The organism is Paractinoplanes toevensis (genome assembly GCF_018332695.1).
Lineage (GTDB): Bacteria > Actinomycetota > Actinomycetes > Mycobacteriales > Micromonosporaceae > Actinoplanes > Actinoplanes toevensis.
In genome coordinates this window covers 63,958-83,217 of sequence record NZ_BOQN01000050.1, presented here as the reverse complement: position 1 = coordinate 83,217, position 19,260 = coordinate 63,958, and the positions used below count along the sequence as shown (strand labels likewise).

General features: G+C 68.8%; 7 protein-coding genes. 2 read left to right on the top strand and 5 right to left on the bottom strand.

What is annotated here, in order from left to right; genetic code table 11:
- Window positions 1-3: 3 nt before the first annotated feature.
- From Ato02nite_RS18370 to Ato02nite_RS18350, 5 genes are read right to left on the bottom strand one after another with little or no spacing between them, the layout of a single operon-like run.
- Window positions 4-1,989: a beta-galactosidase gene (locus Ato02nite_RS18370; protein ID WP_213007776.1), complete on the bottom strand. Its 1,986-nt coding sequence runs from the start codon at window positions 1,987-1,989 to the stop codon at window positions 4-6.
- Window positions 1,986-2,612, bottom strand: a complete 627-nt coding sequence (locus Ato02nite_RS18365; RefSeq protein WP_213007775.1) for a hypothetical protein — start codon at window positions 2,610-2,612, stop codon at window positions 1,986-1,988. The genes Ato02nite_RS18370 and Ato02nite_RS18365 overlap by 4 nt, the downstream gene beginning before the upstream one ends.
- 1 nt (window position 2,613) lies before the next feature.
- Window positions 2,614-4,260: an ABC transporter substrate-binding protein gene (locus Ato02nite_RS18360; protein WP_213007774.1), complete on the bottom strand. Its 1,647-nt coding sequence runs from the start codon at window positions 4,258-4,260 to the stop codon at window positions 2,614-2,616.
- A 27-nt stretch (window positions 4,261-4,287) separates the two neighbouring features.
- Entirely contained in the window at window positions 4,288-5,151 is an 864-nt protein-coding gene (locus Ato02nite_RS18355) for a carbohydrate ABC transporter permease (RefSeq protein ID WP_246607162.1), read from the bottom strand.
- On the bottom strand, window positions 5,148-6,071 hold the full coding sequence (locus tag Ato02nite_RS18350; RefSeq protein ID WP_438873052.1) for an ABC transporter permease: 924 nt from the start codon (window positions 6,069-6,071) through the stop codon (window positions 5,148-5,150). The genes Ato02nite_RS18355 and Ato02nite_RS18350 overlap by 4 nt, the downstream gene beginning before the upstream one ends.
- 443 nt (window positions 6,072-6,514) lie before the next feature.
- On the opposite strand from Ato02nite_RS18350, the gene Ato02nite_RS18345 reads away from it, so the two are divergent.
- Both Ato02nite_RS18345 and Ato02nite_RS18340 read left to right on the top strand, forming a co-directional pair.
- On the top strand, window positions 6,515-12,925 hold the full coding sequence (locus tag Ato02nite_RS18345) for an NIDO-like domain-containing protein (protein WP_246607159.1): 6,411 nt from the start codon (window positions 6,515-6,517) through the stop codon (window positions 12,923-12,925).
- 42 nt (window positions 12,926-12,967) lie between these two features.
- Window positions 12,968-19,246 carry an RHS repeat-associated core domain-containing protein gene (locus Ato02nite_RS18340; protein ID WP_246607158.1) on the top strand — a complete coding sequence of 2,093 codons (6,279 nt, stop codon included), beginning with the start codon at window positions 12,968-12,970 and terminating at the stop codon, window positions 19,244-19,246.
- Window positions 19,247-19,260 lie beyond the last annotated feature (14 nt).

The window sequence follows — 19,260 nt, the reverse complement described above, 5'->3', positions numbered from 1 at the left end:
GATCTACCGAACCAGGAGCAGCACGTCGCGCGGTGCCACCAGGAGCGGGTCACCCTCACGCACGGGTACGCCGGTGAGCAGGTTCCGGGCGTCGGCGTGCGCGGCCACCGAGACCGGCTCGGCTCCGTGGTTCAGCAGGAACGTCACCCGCCCGCGGTGGGCGGCCTCCAGACCGGGCACCCCGGCGTACGGGCCGCGCAGCCCGTGCCGGTCCAGCACCCGGCCCACCACCCGTTCGACGCCGGCCCGGTCGAGCGCGGTCGCCACGTACCAGCCCTCGCCGGCGCCGAACGCGTTGCGGGTCACCGCGGGCGTCCCGGCGTAGAAGTCGTCCCGGTAGGTCGCGATCGGCTCCGCCCCGCACGGAACGACGATCTCGAACACCAGGCGGCCGGCCGTCTGCAGGTCGCCGAAGTCCACCGGGTTGACCACGTCGGCCGCTCGGGCGTCCCACTCGTCGACGCGGACGCCCATCAGATCGCCGAGCGGCCCCGGCACGTCGGTGCGGAACGCGTTGTCGTCCTCGTCGACCCGGCCGGACAGGAACGTCGTCAGCACCGTGCCGCCGCGCCGCGCGACCTCCTCGAGCCGGCCGGCCAGCTCACCCTTGACCATGTGCAGGACCGGTGCGAGCACCACGTCGTACGGCGAGAGGTCGGCCGTCACCGGCACCACGTCGACGCCGGCCCCGGCCGCCCAGACCGCGCGGTGGTATTCGCGCACCACCTCCTGGTAGCGCACCAGGCGGGACGGCCCGTCCGAGATCTCCAGGGCCCACCAGCTGTCCCAGTCGAACAGGATCGCCACCCGGGCCGCCGTCCGGCCGCCGAGCACCGCGTCGCCGGCCCGCTCCAGTTCCGCGCCGAGCTCGGCCACCTCGCGGAACACCCGGGTATCGGCGCGCCCTGCGTGCCCGATGACCGCGCCGTGGTATTTCTCGCTCGCGCCGCGTCCGGCCCGCATCTGGAAGAACAGCACCGCGTCCGCGCCGTGCGCCACCGCCTGCCAGCTCCACAGCCGCAGGATCCCGGGCCGCTTCAGCGGGTTGACGTCCCGGCAGGCGGTCACGCTGGGCGTCTGTTCCATCAGCCAGAACGGCTGCCCGCCCCGGATGCCGCGCATCAGGTCGTGGGTGAACGCCATCCAGTCCGGATGCTCGTCGTCGGGCGGGTAGCAGTCCCAGGAGACGAGGTCGAGGTCGGCGGCCCAGCGGTGGTAGTCGATCGGCCGGTACGCGCCCATGAAGTTGGTGGTCACCGGCGTACCCGGATCGGATTCTCGGATTGCGGCTTTCTCGTCGCGGAAGTTGGCGAGCATGGCGTCCGACATGAACCGCAGGTAGTCGAGGGTGATGCCCTGGAAGGCGGTGTGGTCGGGCCCGCGCCAGTGCTCGGTCAGCGCGGACGGCGGCTCGATCTCGTCCCACGCGGTGAAGGTGTGCGACCAGAACGTGGTGTACCAGGCGTCGTTGAGCCGATCCAGGGTGCCGTACCGGTCCCGCAGCCAGTGCCGGAAGCCGGCCGCGCGGTGGTCGCAGTAACAGGCTCCGCCGTACTCGTTGCCGACGTGCCAGGCGACGATCGCCGGGTTGCCCGCGTAACGCCGGCCCAGCCGGCCGGCCATCTCGGTGGACAGCCGCCGGAAGACCGGGGAACTGGGGCAGGAGTTGTGCCGCTGGCCGAATCGGTGCCGGCGGCCCTCGAAGTCGACCCGGGTCACCTCGGGATGCTTGCGGGCCAGCCAGGCCGGGTGCGCGGCGGTGCCGGTGGCCAGGCAGATCGCCCGGCCCTCGGCGGCGGCCCGCTCGACGATCCGGTCGAGCACGGCGAAGTCGTAGGTGTCCTCGGCGGGCTGGGTGAGCGCCCAGGTGAAGACGCCGACGGTGAGCGTGTCGATCCGGGCCGCGTCGAACAGCCGGTAGTCGTCGTCCCACACCTTCTCCGGCCACTGCTCCGGGTTGTAGTCACCGCCGTACCGCAGCTTGGTCATTGAATGAATTTCTCCTCGATCTCGGCGCGCAACGGCCCGGCGGTCCGTAGCAACGCCGCGGCGAAGCCCACGGCCGCCAGGGCCAGCACGGCCTCGGACCAGAGCACGACGACCAGTACGGCGAGCGCCACCAGCCCGGCCGTCCCGAGCGCCGTGCGCACCAGGAAGTAGGCGGCCAGCCGGGCCGTGTCCCGGGTCCGGAACGCGAACAGCGACGCGATCACCAGCGCGTTCGCCTGCCACAGCGTGGCCACCACGGCCACCACGGCCACCGGGATCGGCCACCAGCCGTGCCCGAAGTTCAATCCGAGCACGGTCATCCAGGCCAGCCACGGCACCCACAGCTTCAGAACCCCGGCCGCGTTCGACCGGTAGCCGCGGAGGAACGCCCGGGCCGGTTCGAGGTCGGCCAGGTCGTCGCTGCGCCACCGCAGCGCGTAGAGCGCGGCGGACAGCGCCGGCCCGACCGGGATCGCGCAGGCCGCGGCGAGCGGTATGTTGCTGGCGTCCCGGTCGAGCAGCACCAGCAGCACGAGGCCGGGCGCGCCGGTGAGCAGCAGGAGCACTTCGACCACGAGCAGGGTGTGTACTCCGGAGGCGACCCGGCCGAGCGTCGCGATCAATTCACTTCTTCTCCTTGAACCGGTCGTAAGCCTTGTTGGCCAGGTCGATGTACTTGTCGCCGCCCTTGGCCTTCAACTCGGCGACGTACGCGTCCCACTCGCTCAGCGGCCGCTTGCCCAGGATGAAGGCCAGCGTCGACTGGTTGACGTGGTCGGCGATGGCGGCCTCCCAGAGGCCGGCCTGCTCGCGTTCCTCCGGGCTGAACGGGTGCGGCGGGCCCACCTCGCGGGTCGTCCGCTTGTTCATCTCGGCCTGGAACGCCTTCTCCTCGTCCGAGAACTGCGAATTCAAAATCTTGGTGCTTCCGCCGTACGCGAAGACGCCGTTGAAGTAGCCGTAGTCGACCTGGAGGTTCTTGGGCGCCGACGGGTTGAGGCCGGCCCACTTGATCTGCGGGTTGAGCTTGAACGAGCCGTCGTCGAGGCTGCCGGTGTAGGTCTCGCCCTCGATGCCCCACTTGCTGAACATCAGCCCGGCGTCCGAATACCAGAGCCAGTCGATGAACTGGAGCATCGCGACGAAATTCTTGCTCTCCAGGGCCTTCTTGCCGAGCATGATGCCGTTCTCCAGCCGCGCCTCGCCGGACAGCGTCGCGCCCATCGGCCCGGTCGGCAGCGGGATCTTCGCGACCTTCGCGCCGGGGACCTTCGCGATGTCCAGCCGGGCCTCGTTGACCACGGTCTGCGCGTTGACGCTGAGCACGAACGACTTGCCGGAGGCGAACTTCTGCCGGGCCGCGTCGTCGGTCTGGGTGAAGCTCTCCGGGTCCATCAGCTTCTCGCTGACCAGGATCTGCAGGTACTGCACGACCTGCTTGTACTGCTCCATCGCGCCGCTGAGGACGAACTTTCCGGCGCCGCCGTCCCAGTAGGCGGTCTGGTAGGTCCAGCCGGCGTACGTGCCGTAGGACGCGGCGAGCAGGCCGAGAAGGTTGTTGGCGCCCGGGCCGGGTTTCTGCGTGCTCCACCGGTCCGAGAACGGATAGCGGTCCGGGTACGCCTTCCGCAGCCCGCGCAGCGTGGTGGTCAGGTCGTCCCAGGTGGCCGGCACGGCCAGGCCGTGCTTCTCCAGGATGTCGGTGCGCATGCCCAGCGAGTAGTCCTGCCAGACCGCCTCGTGCAGGCCGGGCAGCAGGTAGTACTTCCCGTCCTGCTGGCTGATCGCCGCGAGGTTGCCCTGCAGGTTCCAGCGCTGCACCTTCTCGGTGAAGTGCGGCATGAGGTGGACGTAGTCGCTCACCGGGAGGATCGCGCCGCCGGCGATGAACGCCTCCTCGGCCGGATGGTAGGTCTTCGGGATGATCTGCGGGGCGTTGCCCGCGCTCACCACCACGCTGACCTTCTGGTTGTAGTCGCTGCCCGGCACCGCGGTCGGCTCGAACGAGACGTTGGTGCGCTTGGTGAGCTCGGTCAGCATCGGCCAGTCCGGCTTGAACGGGTAGTTCTGGTTGCTGAGCATCATTATCGAGAACTTGAGCGGCTCGGTTGCCTTGAACTGGTCGCCGACCTTGAAGCCGTCCATCGAGCCGGCCTTCTTGTCGTTCACATCGGCGGAGTCGGCACCGTCGCCGCTGTCGCAGCCGGCGAGCGAGGCGACCGTGGCGGCACCGGCCGCGGCCAGTAGCTGTCGTCGGGAGAGCTGAACCATGGGGGAACTCCAATGTGGGGGACGGGCCTAGCCCTTCACGGCGCCGAGCATCACGCCGGAGACGAAATACCGCTGGATGAAGGGGTAGACGAGCAGGATCGGGAGCATGGTGAGCACGATGGTGACGGCCTGGATGCTGGCCGCGATCTGCAGCGCGGAGTCGCTGGCCGCGGTCTGGTCGACGCCGGCGGTGGCACCGGCGATCAGGTTGCGCAGGTAGACGGTGACCGGGAAGAGCTCCTGCCGGTCCATGTAGAGGAAGCCGGCGAACCACGAGTTCCAGAACGACACCGCGTAGAACAGCAGCATCGTGGCCAGGATCGCCTTGGACAGCGGCAGCACGATCCGCCACAGCGTGCCGTACTGGGAGGCGCCGTCGACCGCGGCCGCCTCCTCCAGCTCGACCGGCAGGCTCTCGAAGAACGCCTTCATCACCAGCAGGTTGAAGACGCTGATCGCGTTCGGCAGCACGATCGCCCACAGCGTGTTGCGCAGTCCGAGCGAGCTGACCAGCACGTAGTTGGGGATCAGGCCGCCGTTGAAGAACATCGTGAAAATCGCGATGCCGACCAGCACGCCGCGGCCCTTCAGCCGGCGCTTCGAGAGGACGTACGCGTAGCAGGTGGTCAGCACGATCGAGATGAGCGTCGCCACGACCGTGTAGACCACGGTGTTGCGATAGTTCGTCCAGAACATCGAGTCGGACATGACGTGCCGGTACGTCTCGGCGGTGAAGCCCCGCGGGATCAGGCTGACCTGGCCCGACCGGATCTCCCGCTCACCGCTGAACGAGCGGGCCAGGATGTTGACGAACGGGAAGAGGGTGACCACCACGACCACGGTGAGGACGGCCGCGTTGACCGCCTGGAACGCGCGGTAACCGCGGGTCACCACAGGCTCGTCCCGACCAGGCGGCGGGAGAGCCGGTTCGCGCCGAGCACCAGGGTCAGCCCGATGACCGATTCGAACAGGCCGATCGCGGCGGCGTAGCTGAAGCTGCCCGAGACGATGCCGACCCGGTACAGGTACGTCGAGATGACGTCCGCGGTCGGGTAGGTCAGCGGGTTGGCGAGCAGCAGGATCTTCTCGAACCCGACCGCCAGGAACGTGCCGATGTTGAGCACCAGCAGCGTCATCATCGTCGGCCGGATGCCGGGCAGGGTCACGTGCCAGGTCTGCCGCCACCGGTTCGCGCCGTCCACCCGGGCCGCCTGGTAGAGGTCGTCGTCGATGGTGGTGAGCGCGGCCAGGTAGAGGATCGTGCCCCAGCCGACCGTCTGCCACACCTCGGACGAGACGTAGATGGTGCGGAACCAGCCGGGCTCCTGGATGAACGAGATCGCGTCGTGCCCCACCGCGCGCAGGCCCTGATTGACCACCCCGTCGACCGAGACGACCTGTAGGACGATGCCGGCCACCACCACGATCGACAGGAAGTGCGGCAGGTAGGAGATGGTCTGGACGAAGCCCTTGAGCCAGCGGGTGCGCACCTCGTTGAGCAGCAGGGCGAGCACGATCGGCAGCGGGAAGCAGAACAGCAGGGTGAGCCCGCCGATGATCAGGGTGTTCGTGAAGACCTGCCAGAACGAGGGATCGTTCAGGAACATCTTGAAATAGCGCAGCCCGACCCAGTACTCGCCGAACAGGTCACCGCCGGGGGAGTACCGCCGGAAGGCGATCACGTTGCCGAGCATCGGCAGGTAGCGGAAGACCACGAAGAACAGCAGCGGAAGTACGGCCAGCGAGTAGAGCTGCCAGTCCCGGCGAAGTGCGGCCCGCCAGGTGCGCCGGCGCGGGACGGGAGACGTCAACGCCATTCCTCCCGCTGCTCGGCCCCGGAAGTTTCGGTGGCATCGGCTATGTTTTCGAAAACTAGATGTAACATTGACGCATGTCAACCCCTCAATGTGATCGACTTCCCTCGATCGATCGAGGCGCTGATGAGGCCGCGGGTTTCCGGAAACTTGCCGGGTGATGCCGGAACTTGCGGGCCACCTGGCCAGATGGTTCGACCTGGTCGCCCGTTCGGCCGATGTGGCATAGCCCGAAAGGCCCAGTGACCGTCCGTGAGTACGCCGTCGGGCCTGGGGTTCCTTCTTCGGCACCCAGGTAAGCGCCGTCCTATGCGGATCGTCAGAGCGGGTGGCGGTGAAGATCCACGGGATTGACCGTTGAATCGAACGCGATCTAATTTCATCTCGCTCGATCAGAGTTTCGAGATCACGGGGGAAACGTGGCGTCTCGTCGTCGATTCATGCTGTCCAAAATCGGTTTGGTGGTCGCCGTCGTCGGGGCCGCCTTCGTCGTGGTTCCCGCCGCCGAGCCCGCCGTCGCGGCGCCCGTCGCGAAGGTGCCCTGCGTGGCCGAGAAACCCGACCTGGCCGCCGCCGTCGCCGCGCAGAAGACCTGCGACGGCCCGATCGAGCTTCTCGATCAGCGCGACGAGATGACCCAGACGTTCCTCAACGACGACGGCTCGCAGACCCTCGAGGTCTCGATGGAGCCGGAGCGCGTGCGCAAGGGCAAGGGCTGGACCCCGGTCGACACCAACCTGGTGGCCGGCCAGGACGGCGTCGCGCCGCGCGCCGCGGTCCTGCCGGTGCGGCTGTCGGCCGGCGGCACCGGGCCGCTGCTCGAGCTGAAGCAGGGCGCGCACGAGCTGCGCCTGACCTGGCCGGGCACGCTGCCCAAGCCGCTGATCGACGGCGACACCGCGGTCTACCGCGAGGTGCTGCCCGGCGTCGACCTGCGGGTCACCGCCGCGGCGCTCGGCTTCTCCGAGGTGCTGGTGGTCAAGACGCCGGCCGCCGCGAAGAACCCGAAGCTGGCGGCGCTGAAGTTCGGCGTCGACACCGACAAACTGAAGATGACCAAGCAGGCCGGTGGCGGCGTGGTCGCGGCCGACGCCGGCGACGGCTCGCCGGTCTTCACCGCGCCGGCCCCGATGATGTGGGACTCGTCGGAGTCGCTGGAGTCGACCGTCGCGGAGAAGAAGCAGGCCCCCGAGGTCAAGAACGGCGACGAGCCGGAGCGCGGCGCCCGCCAGGCCGTCATGGGTGTGAAGGTCGCCAAGGACGCCCTGACGCTGTCCCCGGACCGGAAGCTGCTGGCCGACCCGACCGCGAAGTTCCCGCTCTACATCGACCCCTCGTTCACCGGTGCCATCTCCGGCAACGCCTGGGCGATCGTGATGAGCAAGCACCCCGGCTCCTCGTTCTGGCAGAACTCGGGCGCGCTCACCGACGGCAAGGTGTTCGGCTCGGCCGGCGCCGGCCGCACCGAGGACTGCAGCAGCTGTGCCGACCACATCGTCCGCTCGTTCTTCCGGATGGACGTGGCCAAGGCCAAGGGCAAGATCGTCACGGACGCGAAGTTCCGCATCGAGCAGCGGCACTCCTGGACGTGCAGCCCCAAGTCGAACGCCAAGGTCTGGCTGACCGGCGCGATCACCAACAAGACCACCTGGAACAAGCAGCCGGCCTGGAACAGCGGCAAGACCGCGACCACCGCGGCGAACCGCAAGAACGGCGCCGTACACGGCTGCAGCGGTCCCGGCACCGACGAGTTCAACGTCACCTCGATCATCAAGTACGTCGTGGAGACGCAGAAGTCGACGACGGCCACCCTGGGCCTGCGCGCCATCGACGAGGGCACCAAGAACCAGTGGAAGCGGTTCAACCACGCCTCCCCGAAGCTCTCGGTCACGTACAACTCGAAGCCGAACGCCCCCACCGACCGCAAGTCGGACGGCAAGGTCTGCGCCACCGGAGCGTCCCGCCCGTACGTGCTGAGCGCGACGCCGTTCCTCGCCGCCAAGCACTCCGACCCGGACACCGACCAGCAGTCGCTGACCACCAGCTTCTACTGGTGGCAGCTGGGTGGCGCGAAGTCAGAGAGCAACAAGATCACGTTCGCCAGCGGCAACCCGGCCAGCGCGTCCAAGGCCATCCCGAGCGGCCGGCTCACCGATGGTGCCACGTACGCCTGGAACGCCGTGACCAGCGACGGGAAGGTCTCCGGCCCATCGTCGGGCACCTGCGAGTTCACCGTCGACGCGACCCCACCGGCACCACCCTCGAAAGTGCTGTCCACCGACTATCCGGCCGGTAGCACCCCGTCCGGCGGGGTCGGCATCAACGGCAAGTTCGTGGTCTCGGCGCCGACCACCCGGCCGCACGAGGTGAAGTCGTACGCCTACAGCCTCGACTCCGGCGTGCTCACCAACTCGCGCACCCAGACCGCGAAGGCCGACTACAGCGCCGAGATCACCGTGCCGCCGCTGCACGACGGCAGCAACGTGCTCTACGTCTGGTCGCGGGACGCGGCCGGCCGGTACTCGACGCCGGTTCTCTACACGTTCACGGTGAAGACCGGTGACGGGCCGGCCGCCGAGTGGAACTTCGACGAGGAGTCGGGCAACCCCGCCGACGTCAGCACGCACGGCAACACCGCGACGCTGACCGGCACGACGGCCCGGGTCGCCGGTCGCTCGAACGTCGGCAAGGCGCTCAACCTGACCGGGACCGGCGCCGCCACCCGCACCGGCGCGCTGACCGTGCCGCACCCGACCACCGGCGTGGCCACCCCGATCCGCACCGACGCGTCGTTCACCGTCTCGGCCCGGGTGAAGCTCAGCGCGCTGGGCGGCACCGGCAAGCCGACGGCGGTCGCCGCCAACGGCACCCGCACCTCCGCGTACCAGCTCGGCTACTCGCGCGAGGACAACAAGTGGCGGTTCACGCTCGGCGGCTCGGACATCGACAACGCCGCGCAGTACTCGGTGCTGTCCAACGCCGCGCCGACGGTCAACAAGTGGACCTACGTCACCGGCGTCTACAACGCCACGACCAAGGCCATGACGCTGTACGTGGACGGGGTCCTGCAGACCGCCACCACCACCGCCACGGCGACCTTCAACGCCACCAACACGGTCACCATCGGTAAGCGGCTGTGGAACGGCGCCGACGCCGACTTCTGGACCGGTGGCATCGACGACGTGCGGGTCACCGCGTTCGGTGAGGCCGCCGCGAAGATCTTTGACCAGGCCAAGCCGCTGCCGGCGACGGTCACGCTCGGCGCGACCGAGATCGCCGCCGGGGGCAAGCTGCCGGTCACCTTCAGCTCGGGCACCGACCTGAACGTCACCAAGTTCAAGTACAGCGTGGACAGCCAGGCCTTCGACAAGGAGGTCGCGGTCGCGGCCGGCGCGAACGCCGCGTTCGACGTCACCGTCGGCACCTCGGCCGGCGACCACATCCTCTATGTGGTGGCGGTCGACACCGGCAGCCGGGTCAGCATCGTGAGCCAGGAGGCGTTCGAGATCTCCTCGCCCGCCGGGGTCGCCGGTACCGCGATCGACCTGGACCTGTTCGAGGGGGTCGCCGGGGTGACGGTCACCCTCAACCCGGGCGGTCTCACCCAGACCACCGGCACCGACGGCGGATTCAGCTTCACCGGCCTCGCCGCCGGCATCTACACGGTCAAGGGCGCCAAGGGCGGACCTTGCGGCATCTCCGACTCGTTCGAGATCGAGATCGGGACCGTCCTGATCCGCCGTGACCTCTATCTGATGAAGCGGTCCGACGACATCGGGCACACCTGCACCGCGGCCACCGCGGCGCTGACCGCCGGCACCACCGCCCTGTCGCTGACCGGCGACGACGCGGTCACCGCGGTCGACCTGCCGTTCGCCTTCCCGTACTACGGCCAGACCTACCGCAAGGCCTGGGTGGACACCAACGGCGTGGTCAGCTTCGACGACCCGGCCGGCTCGCACCCGGACAACGGCGGCGCGCTGCCCGCCCCTCTCGACCCGAATGCGCTGGTCGCGCCGTTCTGGGACGACCTGGTGGTGGACTCGTCGGCGAGCGTCAAGACCAAGACGGCCACCGGTGCCTTCACGATCCAGTGGAACAACGTGGCCCTGAAGGCCGACACCAGCAAGCGCGTCTCGTTCGAGGCCGTCCTGGCCGAGGCCGGCGACGTGACCTTCAACTACGACGGCCTGGACACCGACGCCGAGAAGGGCTCCGGTGCGGCGATCGGCATCGAGGCGCCGGACGGCGGCGACGGCCTGCCCTACTCGGTGGACAGCCCGCAGCTCGCCAGCGGCATGTCGATCGTGTTCGCGCTGCCGGTCGAGACCGACCCGCTGCAGAAGTTCGACCTCTCCGGCACGTTGAAGAACGCCGCCGGTGCGGTCGCCGCCAACGTCACGGTCACCCTCGACCCGTCCGGGCTGACCACGAAGACCGCGGCCGACGGCACCTGGAGCTTCGCCGACCTGGTCGGCGACGCCTACACGGTGTCGGCGGCGCCGGCCGGCCGCTGCGTGCACGCCGCCTCGGCCCAGGTGGAGCTCTTCGCCGACACGGTGAAGGACCTCCAGCTCGGGCCGGACTACGGCGCGCTCGGCTACGCCTGCAGCATCGGCACCGGCGGGTTCGAGGCCGCTGACACGGCGGTCGCGCTGACCGGCGACGACTTCTCCACCGCGGTGACCACGCCGTTCCCGATCCAGCTGCACGGCCTGTCGTTCAGCTCGGTCTACGTCAGCACCAACGGCTACCTCACCTTCGGCACCAACTCCACCGGCACCACCAAGTCGGTGAACCCGGCGATGCCCACCGCGGACCTGCCCAACTCGGTGGTCGCCCCGTTCTGGGACGACCTCGAGGTGGACGCCTCGGCGAGCGTGCTGACCAAGGTCACCGGCACGGCACCGAACCGGACCTGGATCGTCGAGTGGCGCAACGTCAAGTTCCGCCCGAGCGGCCCGGACCGGATCACCTTCGAGGCGAAGTTCGCCGAGAGCGGGCCGATCAGCTTCCACTACGGCACCCTGACCACCTCGCTGCAGCAGGGCGCGGCGGCCACGGTCGGCATCGAGAGCGCCTCCGGCACGGTGGCGAACCAGTACTCGTACCTGACCGCCGCGGTGGGCAGCAACAGCTCGATCACCTGGACGCCGGCTCCGCTCGGCACGATCAGCGGCACCGTCTCGGTCGCGGTGACCGGCACGGCCGCGGCCGGCCTCACGGTCACGCTGAACCCGGGCAACAAGACGGCGGTCGCCGCGGCCGACGGCTCCTACCAGTTCACCGGCCTGCCGGTCGGTGAGTACACGGTGGCCGCCCTGACCGGCGACAACCGGTGCGCGGGGCAGTCGGCCAAGGAGGTCGTCCCGTACGCCGGCGGGGTCGCCGACATCGACCTGTCGGTGATGACCGAGGGCGACGAGTTCGGCTACAAGTGCACCACCGGAACCACGACGTTCGTGCCCGGCACGGTCACCGAGGACTGGACCGGTGACGAGGTCACCTGGCAGAAGAACCCGCCGTTCCCGATCAAGCTGTACGGCGAGTCCTACACCTCGGCGTGGATCAACTCGAACGGCCTGATCAGCTTCAAGGACCCGATGTACTTCGGCTGGATCGGGTCGGCGTCCAGCCCGCTGCCGTCGCTCGCGGCCGAGGGCATCCCGAACGCCGCGGTCTACGTCCAGTGGAGTGACTGGGTCCTCGACGCCAACTCGAAGATCGCCACCAAGACCAGCGGCACGGCCCCGAACCGGCAGTGGGTGGTCGAGTGGCGCAACGTGGTCCAGTTCGGTTACCCGAACTCCCGGGCCAGCTTCGAGGTCATCTTCAACGAGTCCGGTGAGATCACCCTGGCGTACGCCGACATCACCGGCACCGAGCCGCGTGAGCGGGGCAGCACGGCGACGATCGGCATCGAGAACGCGTCCGGGACGATCGCCTTCCAGTACTCGGCCAAGGAGCAGGTGCTCAGCTCCGGCACGGGCATCACGTTCAAGCCCAACCCGCCCGGCCAGGGCGTGGTGACCGGCACGGTGTCCTGCGCCGGCACCCCGGTCGCCGGGGCGGGCGTCAAGGTGGCCGGGCTCAGCGCGACCACCGCGGCGGACGGCACCTACCGGATCGAGGCGGTCCCGGCCGGCAACTACGCGGTCATCGCCACCCAGGCGAGCGGCGACTGCGCCGGCTCGGCGGTCAACCAGGTCACGGTCGGCACCAACACCACCGGGGTGATCGACTTCGCGGCCACCGCGACGCCGGCCAACTCCGGTTACCGGATCACCGAACAAGCCGTGGCCTACACCCCGGCCGACACCACGGTGTTGCCGGTCACCGGCGACGAGGCGATCACCCAGATCACCCTGCCGTTCGCAGTGAAGCACTACGGCAACACGTACACCTCGGCCTGGATCGACAGCAACGGCCTGCTCACCTACGAGAACCCGGGCACGCCGTCCTCGGACGCCTGGCCGATCCCGTCGCTGAAGTTCCCCGAGGAGCCGAACAACGCGGTCTACCCGTTCTGGCACGACTGGGTCGTGGACTCCTCGGCCAGCGTGCGGACGGCGACCCGGGGCACGGCACCCAACCGGCAGTTCGTCGTCGAGTGGCGCAACGTCTCCTCCTACGAGGACCCGAACACCCGGGTGACGTTCCAGGCCATCCTCGACGAGGCCGGCGGCTACAGCTTCGCCTACACCGACATCGACGGCACGTTCCTGGAGAAGGGCGGCGCCGCCACCATCGGCATCGAGAACGCCGAGGGGACCGTCGCGCTCCAGTACACGTACCGGCAGCCGGTACTCCGCCCCGGAATCGGATTGCGCCTCGACGCGCCGACCAGCTGACCCCGCCCCCTGTCTGTCCTTCTCCGGAGGTACCCGGTGCACTTGACCCTGCCCAGAAAACTTCTGGCACTGACCATCACGGCCGTCACGGGGGCGGCGCTGCTCAGCGCCCCCGCGTACGCCGGACCCGACGGCGGCGCGCCCAAACCCGGCAAGCCGGCCACCGAGAAGATCAAGGACGTGCCCACCAAGCTGGTCGACGTGGCCGCCCGGGTGGCCACGAAGGTGCCGTCCGCCCTGGACAAGCCGGCGCCGGTATGGCCGGCTGCGGGCGCAAGCTACCTCGACCTGAAGCCGGCCGAGACGGCCGTTGGCGGGCTTTCCGTCCAGGCGGAGAAGAAGGTCGCGAACGACCCCGGCCGGGTGCGGCTCGAGGTCTTCGATCGCGCGGCCACCGAGAAGGCAGCCGTGCGTGGCGTGCTGATGCGGATGGATCGGGCCGACGGGCGGGCCGGCGCCGGCAACGTCCAGCTCACGGTCGACTACGCGCCGTACGCCACGGCGTACGGCGCCGACTGGGCCTCCCGGCTGAGGTTGGTGCAGCTGCCGACCTGTGCGCTGGATCGGCCGGAAGCGGCCGAGTGCGCCGGAAAACCGCTGGCCACGAAGAACGACACCAAGGCCAAGACGGTGTCCGCACTGGCCACCACCGGAAGCCTGGTGGCGGTCGCCGCCGGCAAGTCCGGCCCGGCCGGTGACTACTCGGCGACCTCGCTGCAGGCGTCGTCGACCTGGACGGCCGGCGGCAACACCGGCGCGTTCACCTGGTCGTACCCGATGCGGGTGCCGCCGTCGCTGGGCGGGCCGACCCCGACGGTCGACCTGAGCTACTCGTCGCAGTCGGTGGACGGGCGGCACGCGGCCAGCAACAACCAGCCGTCCTGGGTCGGCGAGGGCTTCGAGGCCTGGCCGGGCGGGTACATCGAGCGCACCTACACGTCCTGCGGCGACGACCGGGACGGCGACCAGAACAACAACGACGACGAGACCGGCGACAACTGCTGGGAGACCGACAACGCCACGCTGTCGCTCAACGGCAGCTCCGGTGAGTTGCTCTACAACTCCACCGAGAAGCGCTGGCACCTGCGCTCCGAGGACGGCTCGAAGATCGAGCGGCGCACCGGCGCCACCAACGGCGACAACGACGGGGAATGGTGGGTCGTCACCACCACCGACGGCACCGAGTACTGGTTCGGCCGCAACCGGCTGCCGGGCTGGACCACCAACGCCGCCGAGACCAACTCGGCGTGGACCGTGCCGGTCTTCGGCAACGAGCCGAACGAGCCCTGCCACGCCACCAAGTTCGCCGACTCCGACTGCCTGCAGGCCTGGCGGTGGAACCTCGACTACGTCGTCGACCTGCACGGCAACTCGATGTCGTACTGGTACCAGAACGAGCAGAACCGCTACCTGCGCAACGTCGACAAGGACGACAAAGCGGTCTACGACCGGGGCGGCTGGCTCGACCACGTCGACTACGGCACCCGCCGGATCTCCGGGGCCGACAACTACTTCAGCGGCACCCCGCCGATGCGGGTCGACTTCGCGGTCGCCGACCGCTGCCTGTCGAGCTGCACGACCAAGGACGAGACGCACTGGCCGGACGTGCCCTGGGACCAGGAGTGCACGGCGGCCCAGACCGACTGCGACAACTACGCGCCGACGTTCTGGTCGACCAAGCGGCTGTCCACCATCACCACCCAGGTCCGCAAGAGCGGCGCGTTGTCCAACGTCGACCGCTGGACGCTGACCCAGAGCTTCCCCGACCCGGGTGACACCACCCGCGCCGGTCTGTGGCTCGACAAGATCCAGCAGGCCGGCCTGGTCGGCGGCACCGCGACGCTGCCCGAGGTCACCTTCACCGGAGTACAGCTGGCCAACCGGGTCGACACCATCGACTTCGCGGCCGCGATGAACTGGTGGCGGATCGCGAAGATCGAGAACGAGTCGGGCGGCACGGTCAACGTCACCTACAAGCCGCAGGACTGCAAGGCCAACGACAAGCCGTCGCCGGCCACCAACACCCGGCTCTGCTACCCGGTGCTGTGGAAGCCCGAGGGCTACGCCAACTACGTCACCGACTGGTTCAACAAGTGGGTCGTCGACACCGTCTACAACGACGACCACACCGGCGGCGTCCAGCCGCAGGGCAGCCCCCGCGTCGTCTACAAGTACAGCTACCTCGACGGCGCGGCCTGGCACTACGCCGACGACGACGGCCTGGTCAAGGCGAAGGTCAAGACCTGGTCGGGCTTCCGCGGCTTCGCCCGGGTGGGCGTCACCGTCGGCGACCCCGGCGAGCAGACCTACTCGGAGACCCGCTACTTCCGCGGCATGCACGGTGACCGGCTCAATGCCTCCGGCGGCACCCGCAGCGTCCAGATCGACGGGATCAACGACGAGGACTGGTACGGGGGGATGGAGCGCGAGTCGAAGACGTTCAACGGGCCGGGCGGCGCGGTGGTCTCCCGCCACGTCAGCGATCCGTGGGCGTCCGCGGCGACGGCCACCCGCACGTTCAACGGCGACACCGTCACCGCCCGCTTCGTCCGCACGGCGACCACGCGCGACTACACCACCCTCGACAACAACCGGGGCGAGCGGGTCACCCGCAGCACGACCACGTACGACAAGTACGGCCTCGCCGAGAAGATCGACGACTACGGCGTGGAGAGCATCACCGGTGACGAGCGGTGCACGGTCAACGACTACACCCCGCGCAACGAGGACAAATGGCTCCTCGCGAACCTGCACCGGGTGCAGAACTACGCCGTGAAGTGTGCCGATACCGGCGGGACACTCACCGACGCGGATGTGATCGGCGAGACCCGCACGTCCTTCGACGGGCTCGCGTTCGAGGCCACGCCCACGGTCGGCGACCCGACCAAGATCGAGACCATGTCGGCCTGGAACGCCGGCGCACCCACTTTCGTCACCACCGGCACCAGCACCTTCGACGAGCATGGCCGCACCCTCGTCAGCACCGTCGAGGGCGGCGCGACCACCACCACCGAATATCTGCCGAAGCTGGACGGCCCGGTCACCCAGAGCACGATCACCAACGCGCTCGGCCACCAGACGGTCAGCATCCTCGACCCGGCCTGGGGTCACGCGACGGCGACCATCGACCCCAACCTCAAGCGCACCGACCTGCAGCACGACCCGATGGGCCGACTCACCTCGGTGTGGGGGCCCGGCTCGGTCAAGGGCACTGATCCGGCCGAGGCCAAGTTCGCCTACTACGTACGCAAGGACGCGGCCACCGCGATCTCCACCTCGAAGCTCAACATCGACGGCACGTACACGACCGCCTGGGCGCTCAGCGACGGACTGATGCGCACCCGGCAGACCCAGGCATCGTCGCCGTCCGGGGGGCGCCTGGTCACCGAGATGTTCTACGACTCAGCCGGGCGGGCCAGCAAGACGTTCGCCGCCTACCACACCGGCGGCACGCCGAGCGGCGATCTGATCACCACCACCGAGCGGGCCTTCGTGCCGGACCAGACCCGGACGGTGTTTGATGGCGCCGGCCGCAAGGTCGCCGAGATCTTCCAGCCGTACGACAAGGAACGGTGGCGGACCAGCACCTACTACGCCGGTGACCGCACTGACACCACCCCAGCCAACGGCGGCACCGCCACCTCGACCGTGATCAACGCCCGAGGGGACAACACCGAGCTGCGGGAGTACACGGCCGGCGGCACGCCCACCCCGGGTACGGCCGGCAGCTGGCAGACCACCCTCTACAAGCGGGACCGCAAGGGGCAGCTCACCGACGTCGTCGACGCGTCCGGCAACACGTGGACCTACCAGTACGACATCCGCGGCCGGGAGACCACCTTCACCGACCCGGACAAGGGCAAGGTGACGACCACCTACGACGACGCGAACCGAATCAAGACCAAGACCGACGCCCGGCAGAAGACGCTGGCCTTCTCCTACGACGCGCTCAACCGCAAGCGGGTGATGTTCGAGGGGGCGATCGGCGGCACCGTGCGCGCGAGCTGGACCTACGACACTCTCGCGAAGGGTCAGCTGACCCAGAGCAGCCGGATGGTCGGCTCGGCGCCGTACGTCATCAAGCAGCTCGGCTACACCGACGGCTACCAGAGCCTCGGCTCTGAATACACCATCCCGGTCAGCGAGACCGGCGTCGCCGGCACCTACACCTTCCGGAACAGCTACAACAAGGACGACTCGCTCGCTACCAGCAGCTACGCTCCGGCCGGCGGCCTGCCGCTGGAGACCATGAAGTACGGGTGGAGCAAGTTCGACCGGGCCACGTCGCTGACCTCGACGTACGGCGAGAACACGGCGCTGACGTACGTGGGCGAGACCGTCTACAACGCGCTCAACCTGCTCGACCAGTACAAGCTGACCACCGGCACCGGCAACGTGGTGTGGCAGTCGTTCCGGCGCGAGCTGGAGACCGGCCGCCTGACCGGGGTGCGGATCCAGCGTGACAAGGCGGCGCCCTACCTGCTGGCCGACAAGACCTTCACCTACGACGACTACGGCAACGTCACCAGCGCCACCGACGTCAGCGACGCGGCCGTCACCGACACCCAGTGCTTCACCTACGACCGGCTGCAGCGCCTCACCGAGGCGTGGACGCCGAACACGGCCGGGAACTGCTCGGCCGCCCCGGCGGCCAACACTCTCGGCGGGCCGGCGGCGTACTGGAACAGCTGGACGTTCGACGCGGTCGGCAACCGCAAGACGATGACCGCGCACTCGGCGTTCGGCGACTCGACCACCAACTACGCCTACCCGGCGGCCGGGACGGCCCGGCCGCACGCGATCACCGGCACCACCGGCGCCACCACCGGGTCGTACACCTACGACGAAATGGGCAACACGCTCACCCGGCCCACCTCGGCGTCCGGCACTCAGACCCTCACCTGGGATATCGAGGGCGAGGTGGAGTCGGCCTCGGACACCACCGGCAAGACCACCTTCCTGTACGACGCGGACGGCAACCGGCTGATCCGGGTCGACCCCAAGGGCAAGACGCTGTACCTGCCGGGCCAGGAGGTCCGGTACGACAGCACCACCAAGCAGACGTCCTGCACGCGCTACTACACGTTCGGCAACTCGACCGTGGCGTCACGCACCGAGAAGGGCCTGACCTGGCTGGGCGTCGACCACCAGGGCACCGCACAGGTGCAGATCGACGCGGCCACCCAGGACTACAGCATCCGGCGGCAGAACCCGTACGGTTCGCCGCGCGGCACCAACCCGGCGTGGGCCAATGACAAGGGCTTCGTCGGCGGCACGAACGACAACACTGGCCTGACCCACCTGGGCGCCCGGCTCTACGACCAGCTGCACGGGGTGTTCCTCTCGGTCGACCCGCTGATCGAGATGAACGAGCCACGGTCGCTCAACCCGTACACCTATTCGTGGAGCAACCCGCTCACCTTCTCCGATCCGGACGGCCAGTGGCCGGGCTGGATGAAGAAGGCGTCCAACGCGGTCACCGGCGCGGTCAAGGCGACTGGCAACTACCTCTACAAGAACGCGGGCACGATCTCGACGATCACCGGTGTGCTCGCCATCGTGACCGCGCCGATCCCCGGCGTCGGTGCCGGTCTTGGCCTGATCTCAGCGGGATTCGGTGCCCTGGAAACCGGTAAGAGCTGCTACGGCGGGCAGCTGGTCGACTGCGGTCTCGGTGTCGCCGGTCTGGTTCCCGGCATCGGGACCGCCGCCCGGAGTGGCAAGGCGGTCCTCAGCGCTCTCAAGACGACCGCTTCCTTGAAGAAAGCCAAGCGCGCGTTCAACACGTTCGACGCGGGGGCGAGCAAGCTTGCCGACGGTGCTTGGAACAGCCTCATGAAATCGAGTGACCCCGGCGACTACAAGAGGCTCGTCGACAAGTTCAACATGGCGGACGGGTTCCGGCAGTCCAACATCGACTACTACCGGCAAATCACGAGCAGATACAAGGGCCTCTATCCGACAACCGGACCTCAGTTCTGGCAGATCAAACAGATGGACCAGTTCGACCGTTGGGGCAACATGCTTCAACTGGAGAACGCCAGCTGGAACACCGTCGCCTGCTTCAAATACAACGACTGCGGCAAGAACCGGCACGAAGTGATCTTCGGGGGCGGCGGCGGCAGCAGCGGCCCGAGCAACCGCGGCGGCGGCAGCGGCAGCGGTGGCGGCAACAACCGCGGCAACGGCGGCGACGGCGGGAGTTCGAGCCCCGGTTCGCCACCGTCCACGGCACCCAGCTACAACTTCCCGATCCCCGGATCCCCGGGGTACGGCGGGTGCCAGAACATCAAGGTGCCGGGCGGGACGCTAGTGTGCTGACACCTACGGACAGG

Bases quoted from the DNA above. Each gene is read 5' to 3' on its own strand.
- Ato02nite_RS18370 (WP_213007776.1), bottom strand. From the start codon at position 1,989: ATGACCAAGCTGCGGTACGGCGGTGACTACAACCCGGAGCAGTGGCCG.
- Ato02nite_RS18345 (WP_246607159.1), top strand. From the start codon at position 6,515: ATGCTGTCCAAAATCGGTTTGGTGGTCGCCGTCGTCGGGGCCGCCTTC.
- Ato02nite_RS18360 (WP_213007774.1), bottom strand. From the start codon at position 4,260: ATGGTTCAGCTCTCCCGACGACAGCTACTGGCCGCGGCCGGTGCCGCC.